General features: G+C 71.2%; 15 protein-coding genes and 1 pseudogene. 7 read left to right on the top strand and 9 right to left on the bottom strand.

Going from position 1 to position 18968, the window contains the following annotated elements:
* Positions 1-9: 9 nt before the first annotated feature.
* From AB0O07_RS06390 to dmpG, 5 genes and pseudogenes are all read left to right on the top strand, one after another.
* Positions 10-882, top strand: a complete 873-nt coding sequence (locus AB0O07_RS06390) for an alpha/beta fold hydrolase (protein WP_365627640.1) — start codon at positions 10-12, stop codon at positions 880-882.
* On the top strand, positions 879-1886 hold the full coding sequence (locus AB0O07_RS06385; RefSeq protein ID WP_365627638.1) for a VOC family protein: 1008 nt from the start codon (positions 879-881) through the stop codon (positions 1884-1886). The genes AB0O07_RS06390 and AB0O07_RS06385 overlap by 4 nt, the downstream gene beginning before the upstream one ends.
* A gap of 136 nt (positions 1887-2022) precedes the next feature.
* On the top strand, positions 2023-2814 hold the full coding sequence (locus AB0O07_RS06380) for a fumarylacetoacetate hydrolase family protein (protein WP_365627635.1): 792 nt from the start codon (positions 2023-2025) through the stop codon (positions 2812-2814).
* A pseudogene (locus tag AB0O07_RS06375) lies at positions 2811-3062 on the top strand (acetaldehyde dehydrogenase (acetylating)); the annotation flags it as partial. The gene AB0O07_RS06380 and the pseudogene AB0O07_RS06375, both read left to right, overlap by 4 nt.
* Entirely contained in the window at positions 2980-3978 is a 999-nt protein-coding gene (gene dmpG, locus AB0O07_RS06370) for a 4-hydroxy-2-oxovalerate aldolase (protein ID WP_365627632.1), read from the top strand. The pseudogene AB0O07_RS06375 and the gene dmpG, both read left to right, overlap by 83 nt.
* Before the next feature lie 23 nt (positions 3979-4001).
* On the opposite strand, the gene AB0O07_RS06365 is transcribed toward dmpG, so the two are convergent.
* Positions 4002-5495, bottom strand: a complete 1494-nt coding sequence (locus tag AB0O07_RS06365) for an aldehyde dehydrogenase (RefSeq protein WP_365627629.1) — start codon at positions 5493-5495, stop codon at positions 4002-4004.
* A 110-nt stretch (positions 5496-5605) separates the two neighbouring features.
* Here AB0O07_RS06365 and AB0O07_RS06360 point away from each other — a divergent pair, with 110 nt between their 5' ends.
* The gene (locus tag AB0O07_RS06360; protein ID WP_365627626.1) at positions 5606-6574 is read left to right on the top strand and encodes an AraC family transcriptional regulator; all 969 of its coding nucleotides are present in this window, start codon (positions 5606-5608) and stop codon (positions 6572-6574) included.
* Positions 6575-6814: 240 nt separating this feature from the next.
* Here AB0O07_RS06360 and AB0O07_RS06355 read toward each other — a convergent pair whose 3' ends face one another.
* The gene (locus AB0O07_RS06355; protein WP_365627623.1) at positions 6815-7417 is read right to left on the bottom strand and encodes a helix-turn-helix domain-containing protein; all 603 of its coding nucleotides are present in this window, start codon (positions 7415-7417) and stop codon (positions 6815-6817) included.
* 113 nt (positions 7418-7530) lie between these two features.
* On the opposite strand from AB0O07_RS06355, the gene AB0O07_RS06350 reads away from it, so the two are divergent.
* Entirely contained in the window at positions 7531-8424 is an 894-nt protein-coding gene (locus AB0O07_RS06350) for an oxidoreductase (RefSeq protein ID WP_365627620.1), read from the top strand.
* 133 nt (positions 8425-8557) lie between these two features.
* On the opposite strand, the gene AB0O07_RS06345 is transcribed toward AB0O07_RS06350, so the two are convergent.
* The 7 genes from AB0O07_RS06345 to AB0O07_RS06315 all read right to left on the bottom strand — a co-directional run bounded on the left by AB0O07_RS06345 (position 8558) and on the right by AB0O07_RS06315 (position 18334).
* Positions 8558-9124, bottom strand: a complete 567-nt coding sequence (locus tag AB0O07_RS06345; RefSeq protein WP_365627617.1) for a dihydrofolate reductase family protein — start codon at positions 9122-9124, stop codon at positions 8558-8560.
* Between the two features lie 255 nt (positions 9125-9379).
* Entirely contained in the window at positions 9380-9994 is a 615-nt protein-coding gene (locus AB0O07_RS06340) for a fasciclin domain-containing protein (RefSeq protein ID WP_365627614.1), read from the bottom strand.
* A gap of 601 nt (positions 9995-10595) precedes the next feature.
* Positions 10596-14966 carry an amino acid adenylation domain-containing protein gene (locus tag AB0O07_RS06335; protein ID WP_365627611.1) on the bottom strand — a complete coding sequence of 1457 codons (4371 nt, stop codon included), beginning with the start codon at positions 14964-14966 and terminating at the stop codon, positions 10596-10598.
* Entirely contained in the window at positions 14963-15208 is a 246-nt protein-coding gene (locus AB0O07_RS06330; RefSeq protein WP_365627608.1) for a phosphopantetheine-binding protein, read from the bottom strand. The genes AB0O07_RS06335 and AB0O07_RS06330 overlap by 4 nt, the downstream gene beginning before the upstream one ends.
* A 49-nt stretch (positions 15209-15257) precedes the next feature.
* Entirely contained in the window at positions 15258-16841 is a 1584-nt protein-coding gene (locus AB0O07_RS06325) for a long-chain-fatty-acid--CoA ligase (protein WP_365627605.1), read from the bottom strand.
* Positions 16842-16862: 21 nt separating this feature from the next.
* The gene (locus AB0O07_RS06320) at positions 16863-17447 is read right to left on the bottom strand and encodes an FcoT family thioesterase (protein WP_365627602.1); all 585 of its coding nucleotides are present in this window, start codon (positions 17445-17447) and stop codon (positions 16863-16865) included.
* Positions 17444-18334: a TauD/TfdA family dioxygenase gene (locus AB0O07_RS06315; protein ID WP_365628068.1), complete on the bottom strand. Its 891-nt coding sequence runs from the start codon at positions 18332-18334 to the stop codon at positions 17444-17446. Before AB0O07_RS06315 ends, AB0O07_RS06320 begins: the two co-directional genes overlap by 4 nt.
* Between the last annotated feature and the right edge of the window lie 634 nt (positions 18335-18968).

The raw sequence follows: 18968 nt of genomic DNA, 5'->3' as shown, positions 1-18968 counted from the left end.
AGGAACGACATGACCACACCCCCCGCCCTGCCGGTGATGCAGGAAACGACGTACGACGTGAACGGGAAGAAGATCTTCGTCGCCGAAACGGGTGACGGTCCGGCGCTGTTGCTGCTGCACGGCGGCGGCCCGGGCGCCTCCGGCGTGTCCAACTATGTCCGCAACATCGGCGCGCTGGCCAAGGAGTACCGGGTCATCGTCCCGGACCTGCCCGGCTACGGCCGCAGCACCAAAGGCATCGACGGCTCCGACCCCTTCGGCTACCTCGCCGGCCACATCCGCGGCCTGCTCGACGGACTCGGCCTGGACAAGGCCCACCTGGTCGGCAACTCCTACGGCGCCTCCTGCGCGCTGCGCCTGGCCCTGGACACCCCCGGCCGTGTCGACCGCATGGTCCTGATGGGACCCGGCGGCATCGGCACCACCAGGGCCCTGCCCGCCCCGGGCCTCAACAGCCTGCTCGACTACTACAAGGGCGAGGGTCCGTCCCGGCTGAAGCTGGAGAAGTTCATCCGCAACTACCTTGTCTTCAACGCCGCCGAAGTCCCGGACTCCGCGATCGAGGAGCGGTACAGGGCCAGCATCGACCCCGATGTCATCGCCGCACCACCGCTGACCCGCCCGTCAGGGCCGGGAGCGGCGCGCACCGTGTGGCGGATGGACTTCACCCGCGACCCGCGTCTGAAGCGGCTGCCGGTTCCGACGCTCGTGATGTGGGGGGCCGCAGACAGGGTGAACCGGCCCTCCGGCGGCCGGATGCTGGCCGCCCGCATGCCCGACTGCGACCTGTATGTGGCCGCCAACACCGGCCACTGGGTGCAGTTCGAACGCGCCGCGCTGTTCAACCGCATGTGCGCCGATTTCCTCGGAGGCCACCGATGACCACCACCGCCTCGGTCTTCGGCGCGGTCCACCTCGGGTACATCGTCATCGAGACGAACCGCTTCGCCGACTGGCGGCGCTTCGGCACCGAAGCCATCGGCATGCACCACGACGCCCTCTCCCGTGACGTCATGCGCTTTCGCCTCGACGGCCAGGAGTGCCGCTTCCTGCTGCGCCGTGGGCCCGCCGAGGACGTCGTCACCACCGGCTGGCACATCGACGACCACACCGCATTCGAACAGATCGAAGCCCGTATCCGCGCCCACGGCGTACCCCTTGTCGCCGGGTCGGACGAGGAGGCCGCCCTGCGGGGCGTGGAGCGCCTGCTGCGCTTCCCGGGCCCCAAGGGCATCACGCAGGAGATCTACACCACCCCGCGGGTATCCGCGGAGCCGCTGCGGATGCTCGCCTCCGGCTTCGTCACCGGCGATTCCGGCATGGGCCACGTCGCCCTGACCTCCACCAGACCGGCGAGGATCCGCGGCTACTTCAACACCGTCTTCGACGCCCGGCTGACCGACTACATCGACGAGACCATCTGCGGAGTCACACTCAAGATCCGCTTCCTGCGCGTCGACGAGCGCCACCACTCCATCGCGGTGGCCGCCACACGCGGCCTGCCCATCGACCCGGTCCGCACCCGCGTCCAGCACCTCAACATCCAGGCCGCCACCCTCGACGATGTCGCCCGCAGCTACCAGCGCGTCCACGAACTCGGCTTCGGCATGGCCCTGTCCGTCGGACAGCACACCAACGACCGCGAACTGTCCTACTACGCCCGGACCCCCTCCGGCTTCGAGTGGGAGGTCGGCTGGAACCCCCTCGTCATCGACGAGAACACCTGGGAACCCAGCACCCACCAGGGCATCAGTGTCTGGGGGCACCTGCCCGTCGGCCAGACCATCGTCACCAAACTCGCCCAGTTCCAGGCGGCAGCCCGCTCCCTGACGCGCCCCGAAAACACCGTGCCCGCGCTCAGCGGCACCGGCATCCCCGACGACTGACCGGCAGGACAGCGAAACACCGCCCACCGCCGCCGCGCAGTCACGCCCCTCCCGGAGGTCTCCGCATGCCCGCACCACACCCGCACACCACACCATCCGGGGGCCGGGCGTGAAGACCCGCGAACCCACCGGCCCTGTGACCGCAGCAGCAGACCTCCTGGCCGAAGCCGCCCGCAGCGCGAGACCGTGCCCGCCGATCCGCCCGCTCCTGGACGCGGGAGACATCGACGCGGCCTACGCCGTACAGCAACTGCACACCGAACGGGCCCTCGCCACAGGCCGGCGGCCGGTCGGACGGAAGATCGGCCTCACCTCACCCGCGGTCCAGCACCAGCTCGGAGTCGACCAGCCCGACTTCGGTGTCCTCTTCGCCGACATGGCCGTCCCCGAGGGACAGCCCGTGCCCGCCGGGCGCCTCCTCCAGCCGAAGGTCGAGGCAGAAGCAGCCCTCGTCCTGGGCACGGACCTCCCCCACCATGATCCGACCGTCGCGGACCTGCTGCGGGCCACAGCCTTCGCCCTGCCCGCTCTGGAGATCGTCGACAGCCGCATCGCCGACTGGGACATCACCATCGTCGACACCGTCGCCGACAACGCCTCCAGCGGCCTGTACGTCCTGGGCGGCACACCGGTTCCCCTGGACCGGGTCGACCTGCGCGCGGTGACGATGACCCTCACCAGGAACGGCGGGACCGTCTCCCAGGGCACCGGCGCCGACTGCCTCGGCAGCCCGCTCACCGCCGCCCTCTGGCTCGCCTCCACCCTCGCCCGCCTCGGCGAACCCCTGCGCGCCGGCGACATTGTCCTGACCGGAGCCCTCGGCCCCATGGCCGCCGCAGCGCCCGGGGACCAGTTCACCGCCCGCATCGACGGGCTCGGCACCGTCAGCACCGCTTTCGCCCCCGCCGCACCAGGAGCCGCAGCATGACCACGAACGTCGCCGTCATCGGATCGGGCAACATCGGCACCGACCTGATCATCAAAATCCTACGCCTGTCCTCATCCCTGAAGATCATCGCCATGGCGGGAATCGACCCGGACTCCGACGGCCTGGCCCGAGCCCGCCGCCTGAAGATCGCCACCACCCACAACGGTGTGGACGGCCTCGTCGCCATGGACGAATTCGCCGACGCGGAGATCGTCTTCGACGCCACCTCGGCCGGCGCCCACCGGCGAGATCGCCCACGGCGACGGCCTGGCAGGCTCCAGCATCACCTACGGCGTCGGCACCCACACCGACTGGGAATGGATCGAAGCCGTCTGCGACACCCTCACCCACGCCATCCCCACCACACTGCTGCTCCCGGGCATCGGCACCCTCCACGACCTGAAGCAAGCCCACGCGCTCGGCATCCGCTCCGTACGCGTGGCGACTCACTGTACCGAGGCCGACATTTCCGCCCAGCACATCACCACCGCCCGCGAACTCGGCATGGACGTCGCCGGATTCCTCATGATGTCCCACATGGCCGAACCCGCCGAACTCGCCCGGCAGGCCAAACTCATGGAGTCCTACGGCGCCCACGCCGTGTACGTCACCGATTCCGGCGGGCGCCTGACCATGAACGATGTCCGCGACCGCGTCCGCGCCTACCGCGACACCCTGGCCCCCTCCACCGGCATCGGCATCCACGCCCACCACAACCTCGGCCTCGGCCTCGGCGTCGCCAACTCCGTGATCGCCGCCGAGAACGGAGCCCGACGCATCGACGCCTCCCTCGCCGGACAAGGCGCCGGAGCCGGAAACTGCCCCCTCGAAGCCTTCATCGCCGTCGCCGACCTCATGGGCTGGGAACACGGCTGCGACCTCTTCCCCCTCATGGACGCCGCCGACGACCTCGTCCGCCCCCTCCAGGACCGCGAGGTCCGCGTCGACCGGGAAACCCTCACCCTCGGCTACGCCGGCGTCTACTCCAGCTTTCTCCGCCACGCCGAGACAGCGGCACACCGCTACAACGTCGACACGCGCGCCATCCTCGTCGAAGCCGGCCGACGCGGCCTGGTCGGCGGCCAAGAAGACATGATCGGCGACATTGCACTCGGCCTCGCACCAGAGGGTACGAACAGCGCTCCTGAGGGCCGCATCCGGTAGGTGACACCCTCAGGAGCGCGAGCTCAGCCGAACTTCCGTGGCGCGGCATCCAGCAGGACCGTCTTCGGCTCCAGGTAGGCCCGCAGTCCCTCCGTTCCGCCCTCGCGTCCGATGCCCGACTGCTTGACGCCGCCGAAGCCGATCGTCCCGTCGGTGCGGGGGCCGTTGTGGCCCACCGTTCCGGAGCGCAGCCTGCGGGCGATGGCGTAGGCCCGCTCCACGTCGTCGGTGTACACCGAGGCGTTGAGGCCGTAGACGGTGTCGTTCGCCTTGGCGATGGCCTCGTCCTCTCCGTCCGCGGCGATGACGGTGAGGACCGGCCCGAAGATTTCCTCCTGCGCGATCACCGACTGGTTGTCGACATCCGCGAACACGGTCGGCTCGATGTAAAAGCCCCGGTCGAGGTGGGCCGGACGGCCGCCTCCGGTGGCCAGCCGGGCACCGTCGGCGCGCCCCTTGGCCAGGTAGCCTTCGATGCGGTCGCGCTGGCGTGCGGAGATGACGGGTCCCATTTCGGTGGCAGGGTCGAGCGGGTCACCGACCCTGGTCGAGCCGAAAGCGCCGACGAGTGCGTCCACGAAGGCGTCATGCCGGTGGCGGTCAACGATCAGCCGGGTGGTGGCGTAGCAGACCTGGCCGCTCAGGTGGCGGGTCGAGGCGGCGACGGTGCGGGCCGCTTTCTCCAAGTCGTAGTCGTCGAGGATCAGCGCGGCCGACTTCCCGCCGAGTTCCAGGGTGACGCGCGCCAGCCGGGAAGCGCAGACGGTCGCGATGCCGATTCCAGTGGCGTTCGAGCCGGTGAAACTCACCTTGTCGACGCGGGGGTCCCGGACGAGGGCGGCGGACGCGTCGCGGTCCGCGGTCACGATGTTGAGCACACCGGCCGGCAGTCCTGCCTCCTCGGCGACCTCGGCGAGTACGTAGCCCGCGCTGGGGGCCTCCGGGGGCATCTTCAGGACGACGGTGCAGCCGGCCAGCAGCGCCGGACCTGTCTTGTAGGCACCGATCACCGCGGGGCCGTTCCACGGAACGATCGCGGCGACCACGCCGACCGGCTCCTGGACGAGCAGCCCGGTACCGCCGCCACCGGTCGGTCCCGGGACGTGCCGTTCCACAAAGGGAAAGGTGTCCGCCATGTCGGCGAAGGACCGGAAGACCGGGCCGAGCATCGAGGCAGACTGGTGGGCGAGGGCCCTGATCACACCGGATTCCCGGGGTGCGAGGGACGCGAGGTCGTCGGTGCGCCGGTCGAGGCCATCGGCGATCCGCCGCAGACAGTCGGCGCGCTCGGCTTGTGTCATACGCGGCCACGGGCCCTGGTCGAACGCCGAGCGCGCCGCCGTGACCGCAGCGGCGACATCCGCCTCACTCGCCTCGGCGACCCGGAATCCCACCTCCTCGGTCGCTGGGGTGATGACATCGAACATGGCGTCGCCGGACGGCTTGGCCCACCGGCCGCCGATGTACAGGCGATCCGGGTGCCGCAGCGAAATATCGACGGCGGGCGTCATTGCCATGAAGGTTGCTCCGTTCTGATCATGCTCTCCTGGTTCGTGTTCGACGCTACGACCGCCCGGCCGGACGATCCATGCAGTAGCGTCCGAGAAAATTGCAGTATCGTCCGAGCATGGATCCGTTGTCCGACGCACTCGACGTATTCGAGCTGGCTTTGACCTCCTCGACACGGTTCGAAGCGGCCGGCCGCTGGGCACTCTCCTTCGACCGGCACGACGAGATCAAGGTCGGGGCCGTACTGTCCGGCACCTGCTGGATCGACGCCGCTGAAACCGGCGCCACGCAACTGTCGGCCGGTGAGTGCTGGCTGCTCGCGGGCGGCCCGAAGTTCACGGTCTCCTCCTCCCCGGGCGTCCCTCCCCTCCCCCAGGAGCAGGCGCTGCCCGGCCCCTGGTCCAGCACCGTGCACTACGCACCGGAGGCCGACACCGACAGCGGACCCGCCAGGCCCAGCGTCATCGTCAGCGGCAGCCTCACCCTCCACAGCGACGCCACCGAACTGCTGCTTGCCTCCCTGCCCACGCTGACCCGGATCTCGGCACACGACGAGGGCGCCAGAGCGATCGGTCCGATCCTCGAACTGCTCAACGGAGAGTCGGCGGTCGACCAGCCCGGCGGCACCGCGATGCGCCGCCACCTCGCACACGTCCTGTTCCTCCACGCCGTGCGGACCGTCTACCGGACCGGCAGGAAGAGAACCGGCCGCGACTGGCTGGCAGCCCTGGCCGACCCGATGATCGGGCGGTCCCTTCAGGCGGTGCACGAAGATCCGGCACGCAAGTGGACCGTCGCCGGCCTCGCCCGGCAGGCCCGGATGTCCCGCAGCGTGTTCGCCGAACGCTTCCACGACCAAGTCGGCCTCCCGCCCGCCGAGTACGTCTCCCGTTGGCGGGTGCGCGTCGCCGCTCACCGGCTCCGCACCGGCGACCACCGCGTGGCGGAGATCGCCGCGGACCTCGGCTACAGCTCCCCGTCCGCCCTGAGTTCGGCCTTTGCCCGACTTCACGGATGCTCACCCGCGCAGTACCGGGCCGCCCGTCATTCCTACCAGGAGCCCTCCTCCGCCTGCGCTGATCGATGACACGATCGGACCGGTGCCGTCGGCCGTGGCGCCCGGGGCTCGGCAAGGTCCGTGCGGTGGCGGAGTGGCCCTTCGCTCGGCCGCACATCCTCACCGATCAGAAGTCAGTTCAGAAGTCAGTGCTGCCTGCACCACCAGCAGACGAGGAATCTTCTGATGTCGTACGCGCAGAAGGAGCCGCGCTTCTTCCAGGCGCCCTCTTCGCCGTATGTCCGGGCGGCGGGGCGGCGGGGCGGCGGGTCAGCGCGGTGCGGGCGCGGCCACGGCCTCGATGCCGGCGGTGAGGAAGGCCATGGCCACGCCGACGGCCTGGTCGCGCTCGGTTCCGTCCGGGGACTGGAAGATCTCGGTGACCATCGCCGCGGCGGCGGTGGCGACGAGGCGGGAGGCGATCCCGTCCGGGGCCCGGCCGGTGGCCTCGGCGATGACGCGGGCCCCCTCCTCCATGGCCGCCGCCATCCGCGCGGCGCGCACCGCCCGCAGTTCCGGGTTGGCCTCGAACATGCGCAGTTCGAGTTCGCGGGTCTCGTCGTGGCAGGCCGTCCCCGCGCGCAGCCAGCCCTCCAGGGCGTGGACGACGCTCTCCCCGGCGGCGCGGTCGCGCAGCGTCTCGGTCAGCCGCAGCGCCGAGGCGTCGAAGTCCGCGAAGGCGATGTCCTGCTTGGAGCGGAAGTAGAGCGTCACCGTGCGCGGGGACACCTCGGCCAACGCGGCGATCTCCGCGATGGTCGTGGCGTCGTACCCCTGCGCGGCGAAGAGTTCGAAGGCCGCGCGCGTGATCGCGGCCCGCCGCTTGGCCTTGCCGCGTTCGCGCAGGCCGTCCCCCGTCGCACCACTGTCCATGACATCAGCATAGCGGCGGGCTGCATTTTTACATCACGCGGTAAAAATGCATTACGCTGTAAAAATCCTGCCGGGCCGGCAGCCGCCGGCCCATGAGACGGAGGAGCCCCGCCATGACCACCGCACCCAGCACCGCACCCGGCGAGTGGAAGATCACCGATATCCCGGACCAGAGCGGTCGCACCGCAGTCGTCACCGGCGGCAACAGCGGTATCGGCATCGCCACCGTGGAGGCGCTGGCCGCCGCGGGGGCCCATGTGGTGCTCGCGGTACGGGACCCCGGACGCGGCGAGGCCGCCGCCAAGAGCGTCGCCGGTAGCGTGGAGGTACGCCGCCTCGACCTGGCCGACCTCGCCTCCGTACGCGAGTTCGCCACCGCGTGGAAGGGTGATCTGGACCTGCTCGTCAACAACGCCGGCGTCAAGAGCACCCCGGAGTCCCGCACCAAGGACGGCTTCGAAACGCAGTTGGGAACCAACCATCTGGGCCACTTCGCCCTGACCAATCTGCTGCTGCCGCACATCACCGACCGTGTGGTGACCGTGTCGTCCGATGCGCACAAGAGGCCGGGCACCCCGCGCATCCACTTCGACAACCTCAACCTGGCCGGCGAGTACGACCCGGTGAAGGCGTACAGCCAGTCCAAGCTGGCCAATCTGCTCTTCACCCTGGAACTCCAGCGCCGCCTCGCCGCCGCGCACTCAGCCGTGCGCTCGCTGGCCGCCCATCCCGGCTGGGCCACTACGGACATCCAGCGCCACGACGGCAACGCGCTGACCCGCACCGTCGTGCGCATGGTCGGCCAGGACAGCAGGGCGGGCGCGCTGCCGACCCTGTACGCCGCCGTCCAGGACCTCCCGGGCGCGAGCTTCGTCGGCCCGAGCGGCCGGGGCGAGCTGCGCGGCGCCCCGGCCCTGGTGGGCCGTACCGCGGCGGCCAGCGACCCGGTGACGGCCCGGCGGCTGTGGACGGTCTCCGAGGAACTGACCGGCGTCACGTTCCCGTAGAACCGTCGAATCACACGGCGGGGCGAGGAGGAAGGCCGCCGCGGCGAGCGGGCGGGCTGGGCGACGCGACGGGCCGACCATGTTCGACGCGCGCCCGCGACCCGTCGTACGACCGGCGCGCCGGTGCCGCTGCTCAGCGCCTCGTCTCGTACCTGGACAGGACCACGCCGCCGGTAAACGTCCGCGTCTCCACCAGGTTCAGGTGCACCCAGCCGTCCAGCGCGGTGAAGAACGGTGTACCCCTGCCCACCAGGACCGGATGGGCGACGATCACGTACTCGTCGATCAGTCCGGCGCGCATGGCCGCCCCGGCGAGTGTCGCACCGCCGATATTCATCGGGCCGCCGTCCTCGGCCTTGAGCCGGGCGATCTCGGTGGCCGCGTCTCCGGTGACCAGACGGGTGTTCCAGTCGGCCTTGCCGATCGTCGAGGAGAACACCACCTTCGGTGTGTCCCGCCAGTTCCGCGCGAACGCGATCTCCGCCGGAGTGGCGTCGGGCCGCTGGTCGCCGGTCGGCCAGTAGGAGCTCATCGTCTCCCACAGCTTGCGCCCGTACAGCGACAGGCTGTTCGCCTGCTCGTGGTCGAGCCACCACTGGAACAGCTCCTCGCTCGGCGGTCCGCTCCAGCCGATGTCGTCGCCCACCGCGGCGATATAGCCGTCCAGGGTCAGGTTCATTCCGTAGATCAGTTTGCGCATGGCCGGCCTTCCGTCCGTGGGTGTCCGGCGTATGGACCGGTGCGGCGCGGAAAACTCATCGGTGCCATCGGTGCGCGATCTGGTCGGCACCCGTACCCGGCTGGTGGCGCGGGCGTCGAAGGCTCCTGCCGAGGACTGGGAACGGTGGAGCCCCACCACCGTCGGTGGTGGGGCTCGGGACCGATGTGCTCCGGCCGTGTCGGAGGTCGAGCCCGTTCGGGGAGTCCGGCCTCCGTGGGTGGTGCCGGCCGAGGCTCAGTGGGGCGGTGTGAGCACACCGTTGATGATGTAGACCGTGCCGTTGGCGGTCTTGATGTTGCCGCAGGTGATGCTCGCGGTGTCGTTCACCTTGAAGGAGGTACCGGACCCGGACGTGGTCAGCGTCGATCCCTCCTTCGTGGTGAAGGTGCCGTGGGGCAGTTGGTCGGGGGTGATCTTCTTGCTCACCACGTGGTAGGCGAGCAGTTTCTTCAACGCCCCGGTGTTCGCGAGGAGTTTGCTCAGCTTTTCTTTGCCGAGGCTCTTGAAGGCCGTGTTCGTGGGAGCGAACACGGTGATGTCGTGGCCCTTGTCGAGCGATTTCGTCAGCCCGGCCTTCTTCAGGGCGCCGGCCAGAGTGGCGAGCTCCGGGTTGTGCGAGACGGCGGTGGCCAGCTTTTCCGAGGCCATCTCCTTGACGCTCCCGGAACCACTCCGGGGCAGCTTGGAGCAGCCCGCGCCGAAGGGCTTCTCCGCGCCCGGTGCGGAGGAGGAGACCGAAGTGCTCGGTGTGGGGGTGTCGGCGGCCGCGGCAGGTGCGGCCAGGACCGCTGACGCGGGGAGCATGGCTGCCGTCACGAGGACGGCGACGTGTGAACGTTTCCTGTGCATGTTGGCTCCTCCAGACGTGCCCGGAAGGCAGGGCACACCATAGGGGACGTCCACGCCGGACCGATGTCTCTCTCCCGGAGGGGAGGACGGCGTGTGTGTGTGGCGGAATCGCGACAAGATCCGCGTTGTGCCGTACCCGATGCCACTGCCGGCGCTCTCGGGCCGCTCACCACCGTAGGCGAACCTGCCTGCCGCCGCACCTCGAAGAGTCCGCGGGGGCGGGTCCCGGGCGGCCGGCAGGGTGCGCGGGCACGGTGATCGCTCCGGCCTCGGGGCGCCGAGGCGTCCGTCATCGCCGGGTGTGGCCACCGGGAGTCTTCTTCGCGGGGAGCGAAGGACGGTGGCGGTGGAAGTGGCAGTGGCAGTGGCGGCTCCCGTAGGGCTCGGCTGTGGGAACTCGCGCGCCGGTACAGGTGTGTTCGGTGTGCTCGCGCCGCCAGGCGTCGGCATCGATCGGGTTCCGCCCGGACGAACCACGCCCGGGCACTGCGGACTTCGCCCCTCCGAGTACGGCATGAGTTCGGGGCACCTCCAGCCCCTCATGTGAGGAATGTGCTCAGGGGTCGACGGTTCCGTCGCGGTGGTCGGGGTGAAGTGGGCTTCAGTCAGCGGAAGGTGCGGAATGTCGCACGGGGCGCGGGGATCGGGGCCGCTGGGCCGGTGGGGGCAGCGCGCCGGCCGCCACGCAGTGGTCCAGGCAGCGGAAGAACAGGTCGCGGTCGACGGGCGGGCAGGTGATCCCGCTGCCCTCCAGGCCGGCCCGGACCCGGTCGGCACGGACGTGACCGAGACGGAGATCGGCCGGGACGGCCGGCCGGGGCGGGCCTCCGTCGGCGGAGGCGGCGGAGGAGGCGGAGGCGGAGTCGAAGAAGGCGAGGGTGGTGGCCGCCACGTCGGCCGAGCGCGGCAGTCGTTCCCGCCACCGGGCGAGCGGCAGGGCCCGTACCGGATAGCCGTACGCGCGTACCCAGTCGTAGACGTCCGCGAGGCGTACCCGGGGCAGGGTGGCGTGGTGGAAGACCGGGCCGGTGGCCGTCGGGTCCGACTGCCCCAGGCAGAGGTGGACGAGGGAACGCGCGACGAAGTCCACCGGGGTCCACACCTCGTCCTCGAACAGCTCCGGGACGATGCCTGCGGGGATGCCCGCGCGCAGCACGCTCCACAGGAAGTCCGACTCGTTGACGTATCCCGTGCCGGCGGGCCCCACCACCCGGCCCAGGCGGTGGACGGTGACGGGGAGACCGCGCTGGGCGGCCTGTTCCAGGAGCCGTTCGGAGGCCCACTTGGACTGCTGGTAGCCGTAGCGCAGTCCCTCGTGGAGCGGGAGGAAGTCCTCCGGGACCTCGGGGCGAAGGCTCGCCGGCGGGGCCACGGAGAGGGTGGAGATGTAGTGCAGGGGGGTCGTGTTGACGGCGGCGAGGCGCAGGAGTTGCCGGGTGGACTCGGTGTTGGCGGCGCGCAGGGTGGCGTAGTCGCGCATGATGCTGACGGTGGCCGCGTTGTGGAAGATGGCGTCGCAGGTGACGGCGAGGCCGGACAGGGTTTCGCGGGGCAGTCCGAGGCCGGGGCGGGCCAGGTCGGCGGGCAGGGCCGTCAGTCGGGCCGCCATCCGGCGGTCGGGCGTGATGCCGTGACGGGTGAGGGCTTCGTGGACGCGGGTGGTGGCTTGGGGCAGGTCGGCGGCGCGTACCGGGCAGACGATCTCGGCGTCCGTGCCGGCCAGCAGCCGGGCCAGCAGGTGCGCGCCCACGAAGCCGGTGGCTCCGGTGAGCAGGATACGTCCGGGCGTGACACGCGGGGTACGGCGGATACCGGGCCGGATGCCCGGATCGAGCTCGGAGTCGGTGAGGAGGGCCGGCGGGAAGGTGGCGGGGGCGCCGGTCGCGGCCTCCGTTCCCGTTCCCGCCCCCGCTCCCGCTCCCGTTCCCGCTTCGGTGAGGAAGCGGGCCAGGGCCGTGGCGGTCGGGTGCTGGAAGAGCCAGGCGACCTTCACATCCCGGCCGAGTTCGACGCCGAGCCGGTTGGCGGCCTGGATGGCCTGGAGGGACTGGGCACCCAGGTCGAACACGTCGTCGTCCACCGTCATGGTGTCGTTTCCCAGGAGCTCTCCCCAGATGCCGGTGATGGTCAGTTCCAGGGGGCTGCCGGTCGTGGGTGCCCGGTGGGCGGGCGGCTCGGCGAGCGCGTTCCGGTCGATCTTTCCGGAGGCGGTGCGGGGCAGCCGGTCCGTGAACTCGATCGCCGAGGGGACCATCGCCGCGGGCAGCGACGCCCGCAGATGGTCTCTGACCTCGGCGGCGGACGGTGCGGGGGCTTCCGCCACGACGTGCGCGGCCAGGCGTCGGGTGCCGTCCGGCAGGGTCCGCCCGGCGACGGCCGCCTCCCTCACCCGGGGATGGGTGAGCAGGGCGTTCTCCACCTCGGCGGGGTGCACCCGGTGGCCGCTGATCTTGAACTCGGTGTCGGCCCGGCCCAGGTAGCGCAGTTGACCGTCCTCGCCGACGCGGACCAGGTCTCCGGTGCGGTAGGCGCGGGGGGCGTCCGGCAGGGCGGTGAGCGGGGCGAAGCGGGCGCTGTCGGGTACGTCCGGCCGGTATCCGTCGGCGAGGGCGGGGCCCAGCAGGTACAGCTCGCCGTCGACCACCGCCACCCGGGTGCCGGGCAGGGGCCGGCCGATGGGGACGTCTCCTGCGGCGAGTTCGGGGGCGTGCAGGTCGGCGACGGTGGCGACCACGGTGGCCTCGGTCGGGCCGTAGGTGTTGAGCAGGGCGACCGAGGTGCCGACCGCCGCGCGCCAGCGCCCGACGCGTTCGGGCAGGGCCGCCTCGCCGCCGATGACGACGGTGCGTACGGTCCCGGGGAGTGCGGTGGCGCCGGTGGAGACCGCGTAGGCGAGTTCGTGCCAGTAGGCGGTGGGCAGGTCGAGGACGCTCACCCGCAGCCGGGCGCAGGCGTCGAGGAAGCCCGGGACGGACTCGGTCATGTCGTCGGCGCGGATCACCAGGGTGGCTCCGGCGCACAGGGTCAGGAAGATCTCCTCCACGCTGGTGTCGAAGTGCGGTGGGGCGAAGTGCAGGACGCGGTCCTCGCGGCGCAGTCCGTAGCGGTGCGTGGCCCCGGCGACGAAGTGGGCCAGCGCGGCGTGCCCCACGGCCACGCCCTTGGGCCGGCCGGTGGAACCGGAGGTGTGCAGGACGTACGCGAGGTCCGCCGGTCCGGGTGGCACGGTGACCGTGGAGGTCCCGGGGTCCCGCTCGTGCGGCGGGGGCAGCGGGAGTACGGCGTGCTCCGCGAAGTCGGCCGCTCTGTCGCCGGTGGTCAGGACGAGCGCGGGGGCGGTGCCGGCCAGCAGGCGGGCCGTTCGGCCGGCCGGCGCCTCCGGGTCGAGGGGACAGTAGGCGGCGCCGGACATCAGCACGCCGAGGACGGCGGTGACGGCGGCCACGCCCCGGGGCAGGGCCACCGCCACCACATCGCCCCTGCCGACCCCTCGGGCGGCCAGCGTGCGGGCGATCTCCCGTGCCGTACCGAAGAGTTGGGCGTAGGTGAGGCTTTCTCCGGCCTGCTCGACGGCGATGGCTCCGCCTCTCCGGGCGGCGTGGCCGGCGATCAGGCCGAGGACCGGGCGTGCCGGGGACGGCAGGGGGCCGCCGTCCAGGACGGGAACGGCCTGGTGTGCCCGGGGCCCGCCGAGCGGCCGGTCCGGGTCGGTGAGCGCCTCGGTCAGCAGGGCGAGCAGGTCCTCCTGGAAGGCGGTTGTCCCGGCCTTCGTGTACAGGTCGGGATGGGTGTCGACGGCGACGCGCACTCCGGTGCCGTCGCCGCGGTCGTAGACGTTGACGGCGAGGTCGTCGACGGGACCGGCGGACACGTTGTGGACGGTGCTGGGATGCCCGGCGAACTTCAGGTCGTACGCGAACGGCATGATGTTCACGCCCGGCCCGGAGAGCCGGCGCCGGCCGCCCACCAGCTTCAGGTCGCGGCGCAGTTGTTCGTAGCGGTAGCGCTGATGGGGCAGTCCGGCGCGCAGTTCGCGCGAGAGGCGGGCGGCGAGAACGCGCAGGCTGTCGTCGGGAGCGACGGGCACGCGCAGCGGCAGGATGTTGCGCACCACCGCGGGTACCCGCAGGGAGACCGACCCCAGGCGGCCCATCGTGGGCAGGCTCAGCACGATCTCCGGTGCCCGGGTGAGCCGGTGCAGGTGGGCGACGGTGACCGCGAGCAGCACCTCCGACCAGGTGACCGACAGTTCCCGGGCGACCGTGCGCAGTCGGTCTGCTGCCGACGGGTCGAGGTCGGTGACATGGCGGTGGAAGGTACGGGCGGGCAGGGCGGAGCGGCCCGCCGGGGTGGCCACGGGCGGGTGGTCGGCGTAGCGGTCGCTCCAGTAGGCCCGGTCCGTGGTGTGGTGGACGGATGCGCGGTAGGCGGCTTCTTCGGCGAGGACGGACTCCAGGGTGCCGAAGCCGCTCTCCGGTACGGGTTCGCCCGCCATGAGGGCGCTGTACACCTCGGCCACACGGCGGGCCACGAGGGAGAGGCCGAAGCCGTCGAGGGCGATGTGGTGGACGCGGTGGTACCAGAGGAATTCCTCCGGCCCCGTTCGCAGCAGGGCGTGGCCGAAGACCGGGCCCCGGGTGAGGTCGACGGGACGGGCCATGTCCTGGTCCATCCAGGCCAGGGCGGTGGCGTGCGGATCGGGTTCGGCGGTGAGGTCGGCGAGGTGGGTGCGCCAGTCACCGGCCGGGGTGTCCGTCTGGCGGGGGCGGCCGGTGTCGTCGGTGTCGAAGGTGACGTTCAGCGCCTCGGTCTCGGCGACGACGTGGTGCAGCGCCCGGTCGAAGACGGCGGGGTCGACCGGGCCGGTGATGCGCAGGTATTCGGCGGTGTTGTAGGCGGGGCTGTCCGGGTCGAGTTGCTGACCGGCCCAGATGCCCTCCTGGGCGGCCAGCAGTGGTCGACGGCCCGTCATGTCCGCCGCCCTTGACGCTCGGAAAGAAGTTGCCACCACTGGGCGAACGTGGTGCGCTCGGCGAGTTCGACGAAGGTCACCGCGGCGCCCGCCGCCTGCCAGCGTTCCAGCAGGGTGACGATGCGCAGCGAGTCCACTCCCGCGTCGAGCGGGCTGTCCGCCAGGTCGACCTCGCCGGGGTCCAGGAACAGGCACTCCGCGAGATCCGCGCGGAAGCCGTCCAGGGTGAGGGGTTCAGGCATGAGGGCTCTCTCTCGTGGCTCGTCCCGTGAAGTGGCGTTTGTGGACCGGTCAGTTGACCTTGCGTGCGGAGTCGCTCCAGAAGCGGTCTCGCAGTTCACGGCGGAGGATCTTGCCGCTGGGGTTGCGCGGGACGTGATCGGTGAACTCGTAACTCGCGGGCAGCTTGAACGCGGCCAGGCGTGGGACGAGGAAGGTGTGCAGGTCCCGGGGACCGGGCCGCTCACCGGCCGCGGGGACGACGAAGGCGTGCACCTTCTCGCCCCACCGCTCGTCGGGGATCCCGACGACGACCGCCTCCCCCACTCCGGGGTGGTGCTCCAGGACGTTCTCGATCTCGGCGGGGTAGACGTTCTCGCCCGCGACCAGGATGGCGTCCTTGATCCGGTCGTGGATGAAGACGTAGCCGTCCTCGTCGAGGAAGCCGGCGTCCCCGGTGTGGATCCAGCCGTCGACCAGGGTCTCCGTCGTTTTGTCGGGCAGTCCCCAGTACGCGACCATCCGTGCGGGGGTGTGCAGGCAGACCTCGCCGACCGCGCCCGGGGGCAGTGCGCGCCCCTGACCGTCGATCACCTTGGCCCGTACCCCCGGGTACGGGCGGCCGGCGGCCTGCATCAGCGGACCGCCCGGGACATGGGCGGCCGGGGGCAGGCAGACGGCGGTGTTGCCGGTCTCGGTGAGCCCGTAGATCTGGGCGAACTCGCAGTCCAGGACGGCGAGGCTCTCCTCCAGCAGGGTCTCCGAGATCGGGGAGCCGCCGTAGACGGTCTTGCGCAGGGTGGTGAAGTCCTCGGTGGTCACCCCGGGTTCGTTCAGCATCATGCGGAGCATGGCGGGGACGACGCAGGCGGTGGTGATGCCGAGGTCGCGGATGAGATCGACGGCCTGCCGGGCGGCGAAGGCACGCATCGCCACCAGGGTCGTACCGGCGTTGAAGTTCTGGGTGGCCCACCACAGGCCGCCGACGTGGAAGCCGGGGATGCCGACCAGGGCGATGTCGCCCGCCCGCCAGTCGATCCAGTCCAGCCCCGCGCTCGCGAGCCCGTCACGGATCGCGAAGAAACTGCGGTGGGCGAGAACGACGCCCTTGGGCAGGCCGGTGGTGCCGCTGGTGTAGAGCTGGGCGACCGGAGTGTCGGGGGTCGGCGCGAACTCCGTTTCGCTGTCCGGGTGCTGGGAACGCCAGGCCTGGATAGACGTGACCCGTACGACGGTCTCCGGTGGCTCGGCGGGCATGCCCGCGACGACCGCGGCGAACTCGTCCTCCAGGAGGAGCAGCCGGGTGCCGGAGTCCTGGAGGATGTGGCTGACCTCGGGGGCGGTGAGCCGCCAGTTGACCGGGACCAGCACGGTGCCGGTCTTGGCGCAGGCGAACAGGGCCTCGTAGTAGTGCTCGGACTCCTTGCCCAGGTAGGCCACCCGGTCGCCGGCACCGAGTCCCGCGGCCCGCAGGGCGTGTGCCATGCGGTTGCTGTGGAGGTGCAGGTCCGCGTAGGTCAGGGCGCGGTCCTCGCAGATCACCGCGGCGGCCTCGGGCCGGCGCGCGGCGTGGAAACGGGTGGTGTGGACGAGGGTGCTCAGTTCGGGGTGGTGGACTCCGGTGCCCCGGCGGCGCGGCGCCGCGGATGTCTCCATAAGACCTCTGCCTCCGGTGGGTCAGGGAACGTTGACGAACGCGAGGGTCGCCTCGCCGTCACACCGGCCGCCGTGGGCGTCCCGGTAGCGGAAGACGGTCTGGGCGTGGAGGAACGGACGGCCGCCTCCGGGGGCGCGCCGGGTCACCGAGCGGAACTCCATCTCCCCCGTGAAATCACGGGGGTCGACGGGCCGCCGGAAGTTCGAGGCGATACGGGCGATGAGGATGTCCGGGAGCTGGTGACGCCAGAAGTCGTCGAGGGTCCACTCCTCGAACCCGGTCAGCAGCCGTTCCTGAACGGACTTGGCGACCAGGTAGTACATCATCTGGTTGTAGGCGATGTTGGCCTCGACCGCGTTCAGATGGCCGGTGTCGTCGATGTAGCAGGACTCCGGTATCACGAACGCGCAGCGTGCGGAGGACAGTTGGGCGGTGGCCGTGACCTCGGCCGACCGCAGGTACCTGCAGTGCGGCTTGTACGGCGTCAGGACCCGGGCCAGCAGGTCCTCGTCAGTGGGATACGACCGCCGGGGCGCGGCGGCGTCACCCCCGACGGCAGGCGCGGTCCCGGTGGCGGAGGCGGTCCCGGTGGCGGACGCGGTCATGCGGCGCGCATCCCGTCGTACAGCCCGCGCTCGTCATGGACGGTGACGCGGTGGGAGACGGTGGGTTCCGGGGTGGTGGTGTGGCGGGCGCGGTGGATGAGGCTGCGGTTGTCCCAGACCAGCAGATCGCCCTTCTCGAAGCTCTGCAGGTGGATGCCTTCGTGCTCGAAGGCGTCGTCGAGCTGGCCGGTGGCCTCGAAGAGCCGCTTGAGCAGTTCCCCGTCGAGCGGTTCGCCGGCCTGGTTCTCGATGCCGACGGTGAAGCCCTCGCTGACGTAGAGGACGGTCTCGCCGGTCATGGGGTGGGTGAAGGTGGTGGGCCGGACGACGGGCGGGGTCTTCGTCTCGACCTCCTCGATGATCTCGGAGATCGGGCGGTAGACGTCGTGCGGGCGGATCTTGAAGTACTTGCGCACCGAGTGCCGGCAGCGCGTCCCGGCGATCTCCTCCCTCAGCTCCCGGGACAGCCGCTCGTACGCCGCGCCCATGTCGATGAAGTACGTGCCCCGGTCTCTCTCCGGGACGACCTGCGGGTGGATGAGGGTGATGCCGAAGGGGTCCGGCATGAACTGGTAGTCGGCGTGCCAGAACTTGCCGGTCTTCGGCACACCTACCTGTCTGCCGTTCTCCGGGACGTTGGAGGAGACGAATATCTCCGGCACATCCGGGTGCTGGTACATCGGCTCGTAGTACGTCTCGGGGCGCCCCAGCCGCTTGCCGAGGGCGAGGAACTGCTCGGGGACGAGGTCCTGGCCCTTCAGAACGGCGATCTTCTTCGTGTAGACGGCCGCCTTGAGGACCTCGATGTCCGCCTCGGAGGCCGTCGTGTGGTCGAAGTCCTCGACGGTGACGCCGAGCGCGGCGCCCGGCTGGTCCGTGATCCGCATGTCTGTCGGTCCTTCCGTTCGGTTCAGACGGTGGTGGTGCGGCGGGAGTCGGTCGCCGGTGGGGAGACGCCCGCCGCAGGCGGCCCCGGTGTTGCGGACCGCGTCCGCGTCGGCGACACAGCGCTCCCCCGGCAGGCCGAGGTCGTCGGCGACGGAGTACGGGACGCGGAGGTCGGCCCGGTGGGGCACGCATTTGGTCGGCCTCGTCGGTCTTCCGGCCGGCTCCGGTCGGCGTCCTCCGTCTGGGGTGCCATGCCGACTCCTCCCGGCCGCCGCCGTCGTGGCCGGCCGCTGGGCCGGTGTCGCAGTAGGAGTCGGGCGAAGCGGCCGGGGAGTTCCCGCGACGTTCCGTCAATTCTTCAGCGCACCGGAGGAGTCGCACCGAGCGCCGTACCGCCGGCGGGCCGAAAGCCTCCTGGTGCTGTGCTCGCCGAGGCCGTGGTGGCCCAACAGCCGTGACGGGCCTCGCGGATACCCGCGGCCGCCGGGACCGCGCGACGGCCACGGCGGCCGGGACCTTCCCGCCCGCGCGGCCGCCCGGGACGCTTCCGTCCCGCACAGGCGGTCGCCTGCCGGGGCGCTCCGGTTCCCGTGCGGTGCGGGGAGAATCGTCACGTGCGGGAGGAGGGCGGAG

Origin of the sequence: Streptomyces sp. NPDC093085, assembly GCF_040683935.1 — a bacterium.
In the GTDB taxonomy this organism is placed as follows: domain Bacteria; phylum Actinomycetota; class Actinomycetes; order Streptomycetales; family Streptomycetaceae; genus Streptomyces.
The sequence above is the reverse complement of the archived record's forward strand: the minus strand, read 5'-3'. Positions and strand labels throughout refer to the sequence as shown.

What these genes read in the sequence shown, in the direction of transcription:
- AB0O07_RS06390 (WP_365627640.1), top strand. Translation starts at nt 10, where the DNA reads ATGACCACACCCCCCGCCCTGCCGGTGATGCAGGAAACGACGTACGAC.
- AB0O07_RS06385 (WP_365627638.1), top strand. Translation starts at nt 879, where the DNA reads ATGACCACCACCGCCTCGGTCTTCGGCGCGGTCCACCTCGGGTACATC.
- AB0O07_RS06365 (WP_365627629.1), bottom strand. Translation starts at nt 5,495, where the DNA reads ATGGCAATGACGCCCGCCGTCGATATTTCGCTGCGGCACCCGGATCGC.
- AB0O07_RS06360 (WP_365627626.1), top strand. Translation starts at nt 5,606, where the DNA reads ATGGATCCGTTGTCCGACGCACTCGACGTATTCGAGCTGGCTTTGACC.
- AB0O07_RS06355 (WP_365627623.1), bottom strand. Translation starts at nt 7,417, where the DNA reads ATGGACAGTGGTGCGACGGGGGACGGCCTGCGCGAACGCGGCAAGGCC.
- AB0O07_RS06350 (WP_365627620.1), top strand. Translation starts at nt 7,531, where the DNA reads ATGACCACCGCACCCAGCACCGCACCCGGCGAGTGGAAGATCACCGAT.
- AB0O07_RS06345 (WP_365627617.1), bottom strand. Translation starts at nt 9,124, where the DNA reads ATGCGCAAACTGATCTACGGAATGAACCTGACCCTGGACGGCTATATC.
- AB0O07_RS06340 (WP_365627614.1), bottom strand. Translation starts at nt 9,994, where the DNA reads ATGCACAGGAAACGTTCACACGTCGCCGTCCTCGTGACGGCAGCCATG.
- AB0O07_RS06335 (WP_365627611.1), bottom strand. Translation starts at nt 14,966, where the DNA reads ATGACGGGCCGTCGACCACTGCTGGCCGCCCAGGAGGGCATCTGGGCC.
- AB0O07_RS06330 (WP_365627608.1), bottom strand. Translation starts at nt 15,208, where the DNA reads ATGCCTGAACCCCTCACCCTGGACGGCTTCCGCGCGGATCTCGCGGAG.
- AB0O07_RS06325 (WP_365627605.1), bottom strand. Translation starts at nt 16,841, where the DNA reads ATGGAGACATCCGCGGCGCCGCGCCGCCGGGGCACCGGAGTCCACCAC.
- AB0O07_RS06320 (WP_365627602.1), bottom strand. Translation starts at nt 17,447, where the DNA reads ATGACCGCGTCCGCCACCGGGACCGCCTCCGCCACCGGGACCGCGCCT.
- AB0O07_RS06315 (WP_365628068.1), bottom strand. Translation starts at nt 18,334, where the DNA reads ATGCGGATCACGGACCAGCCGGGCGCCGCGCTCGGCGTCACCGTCGAG.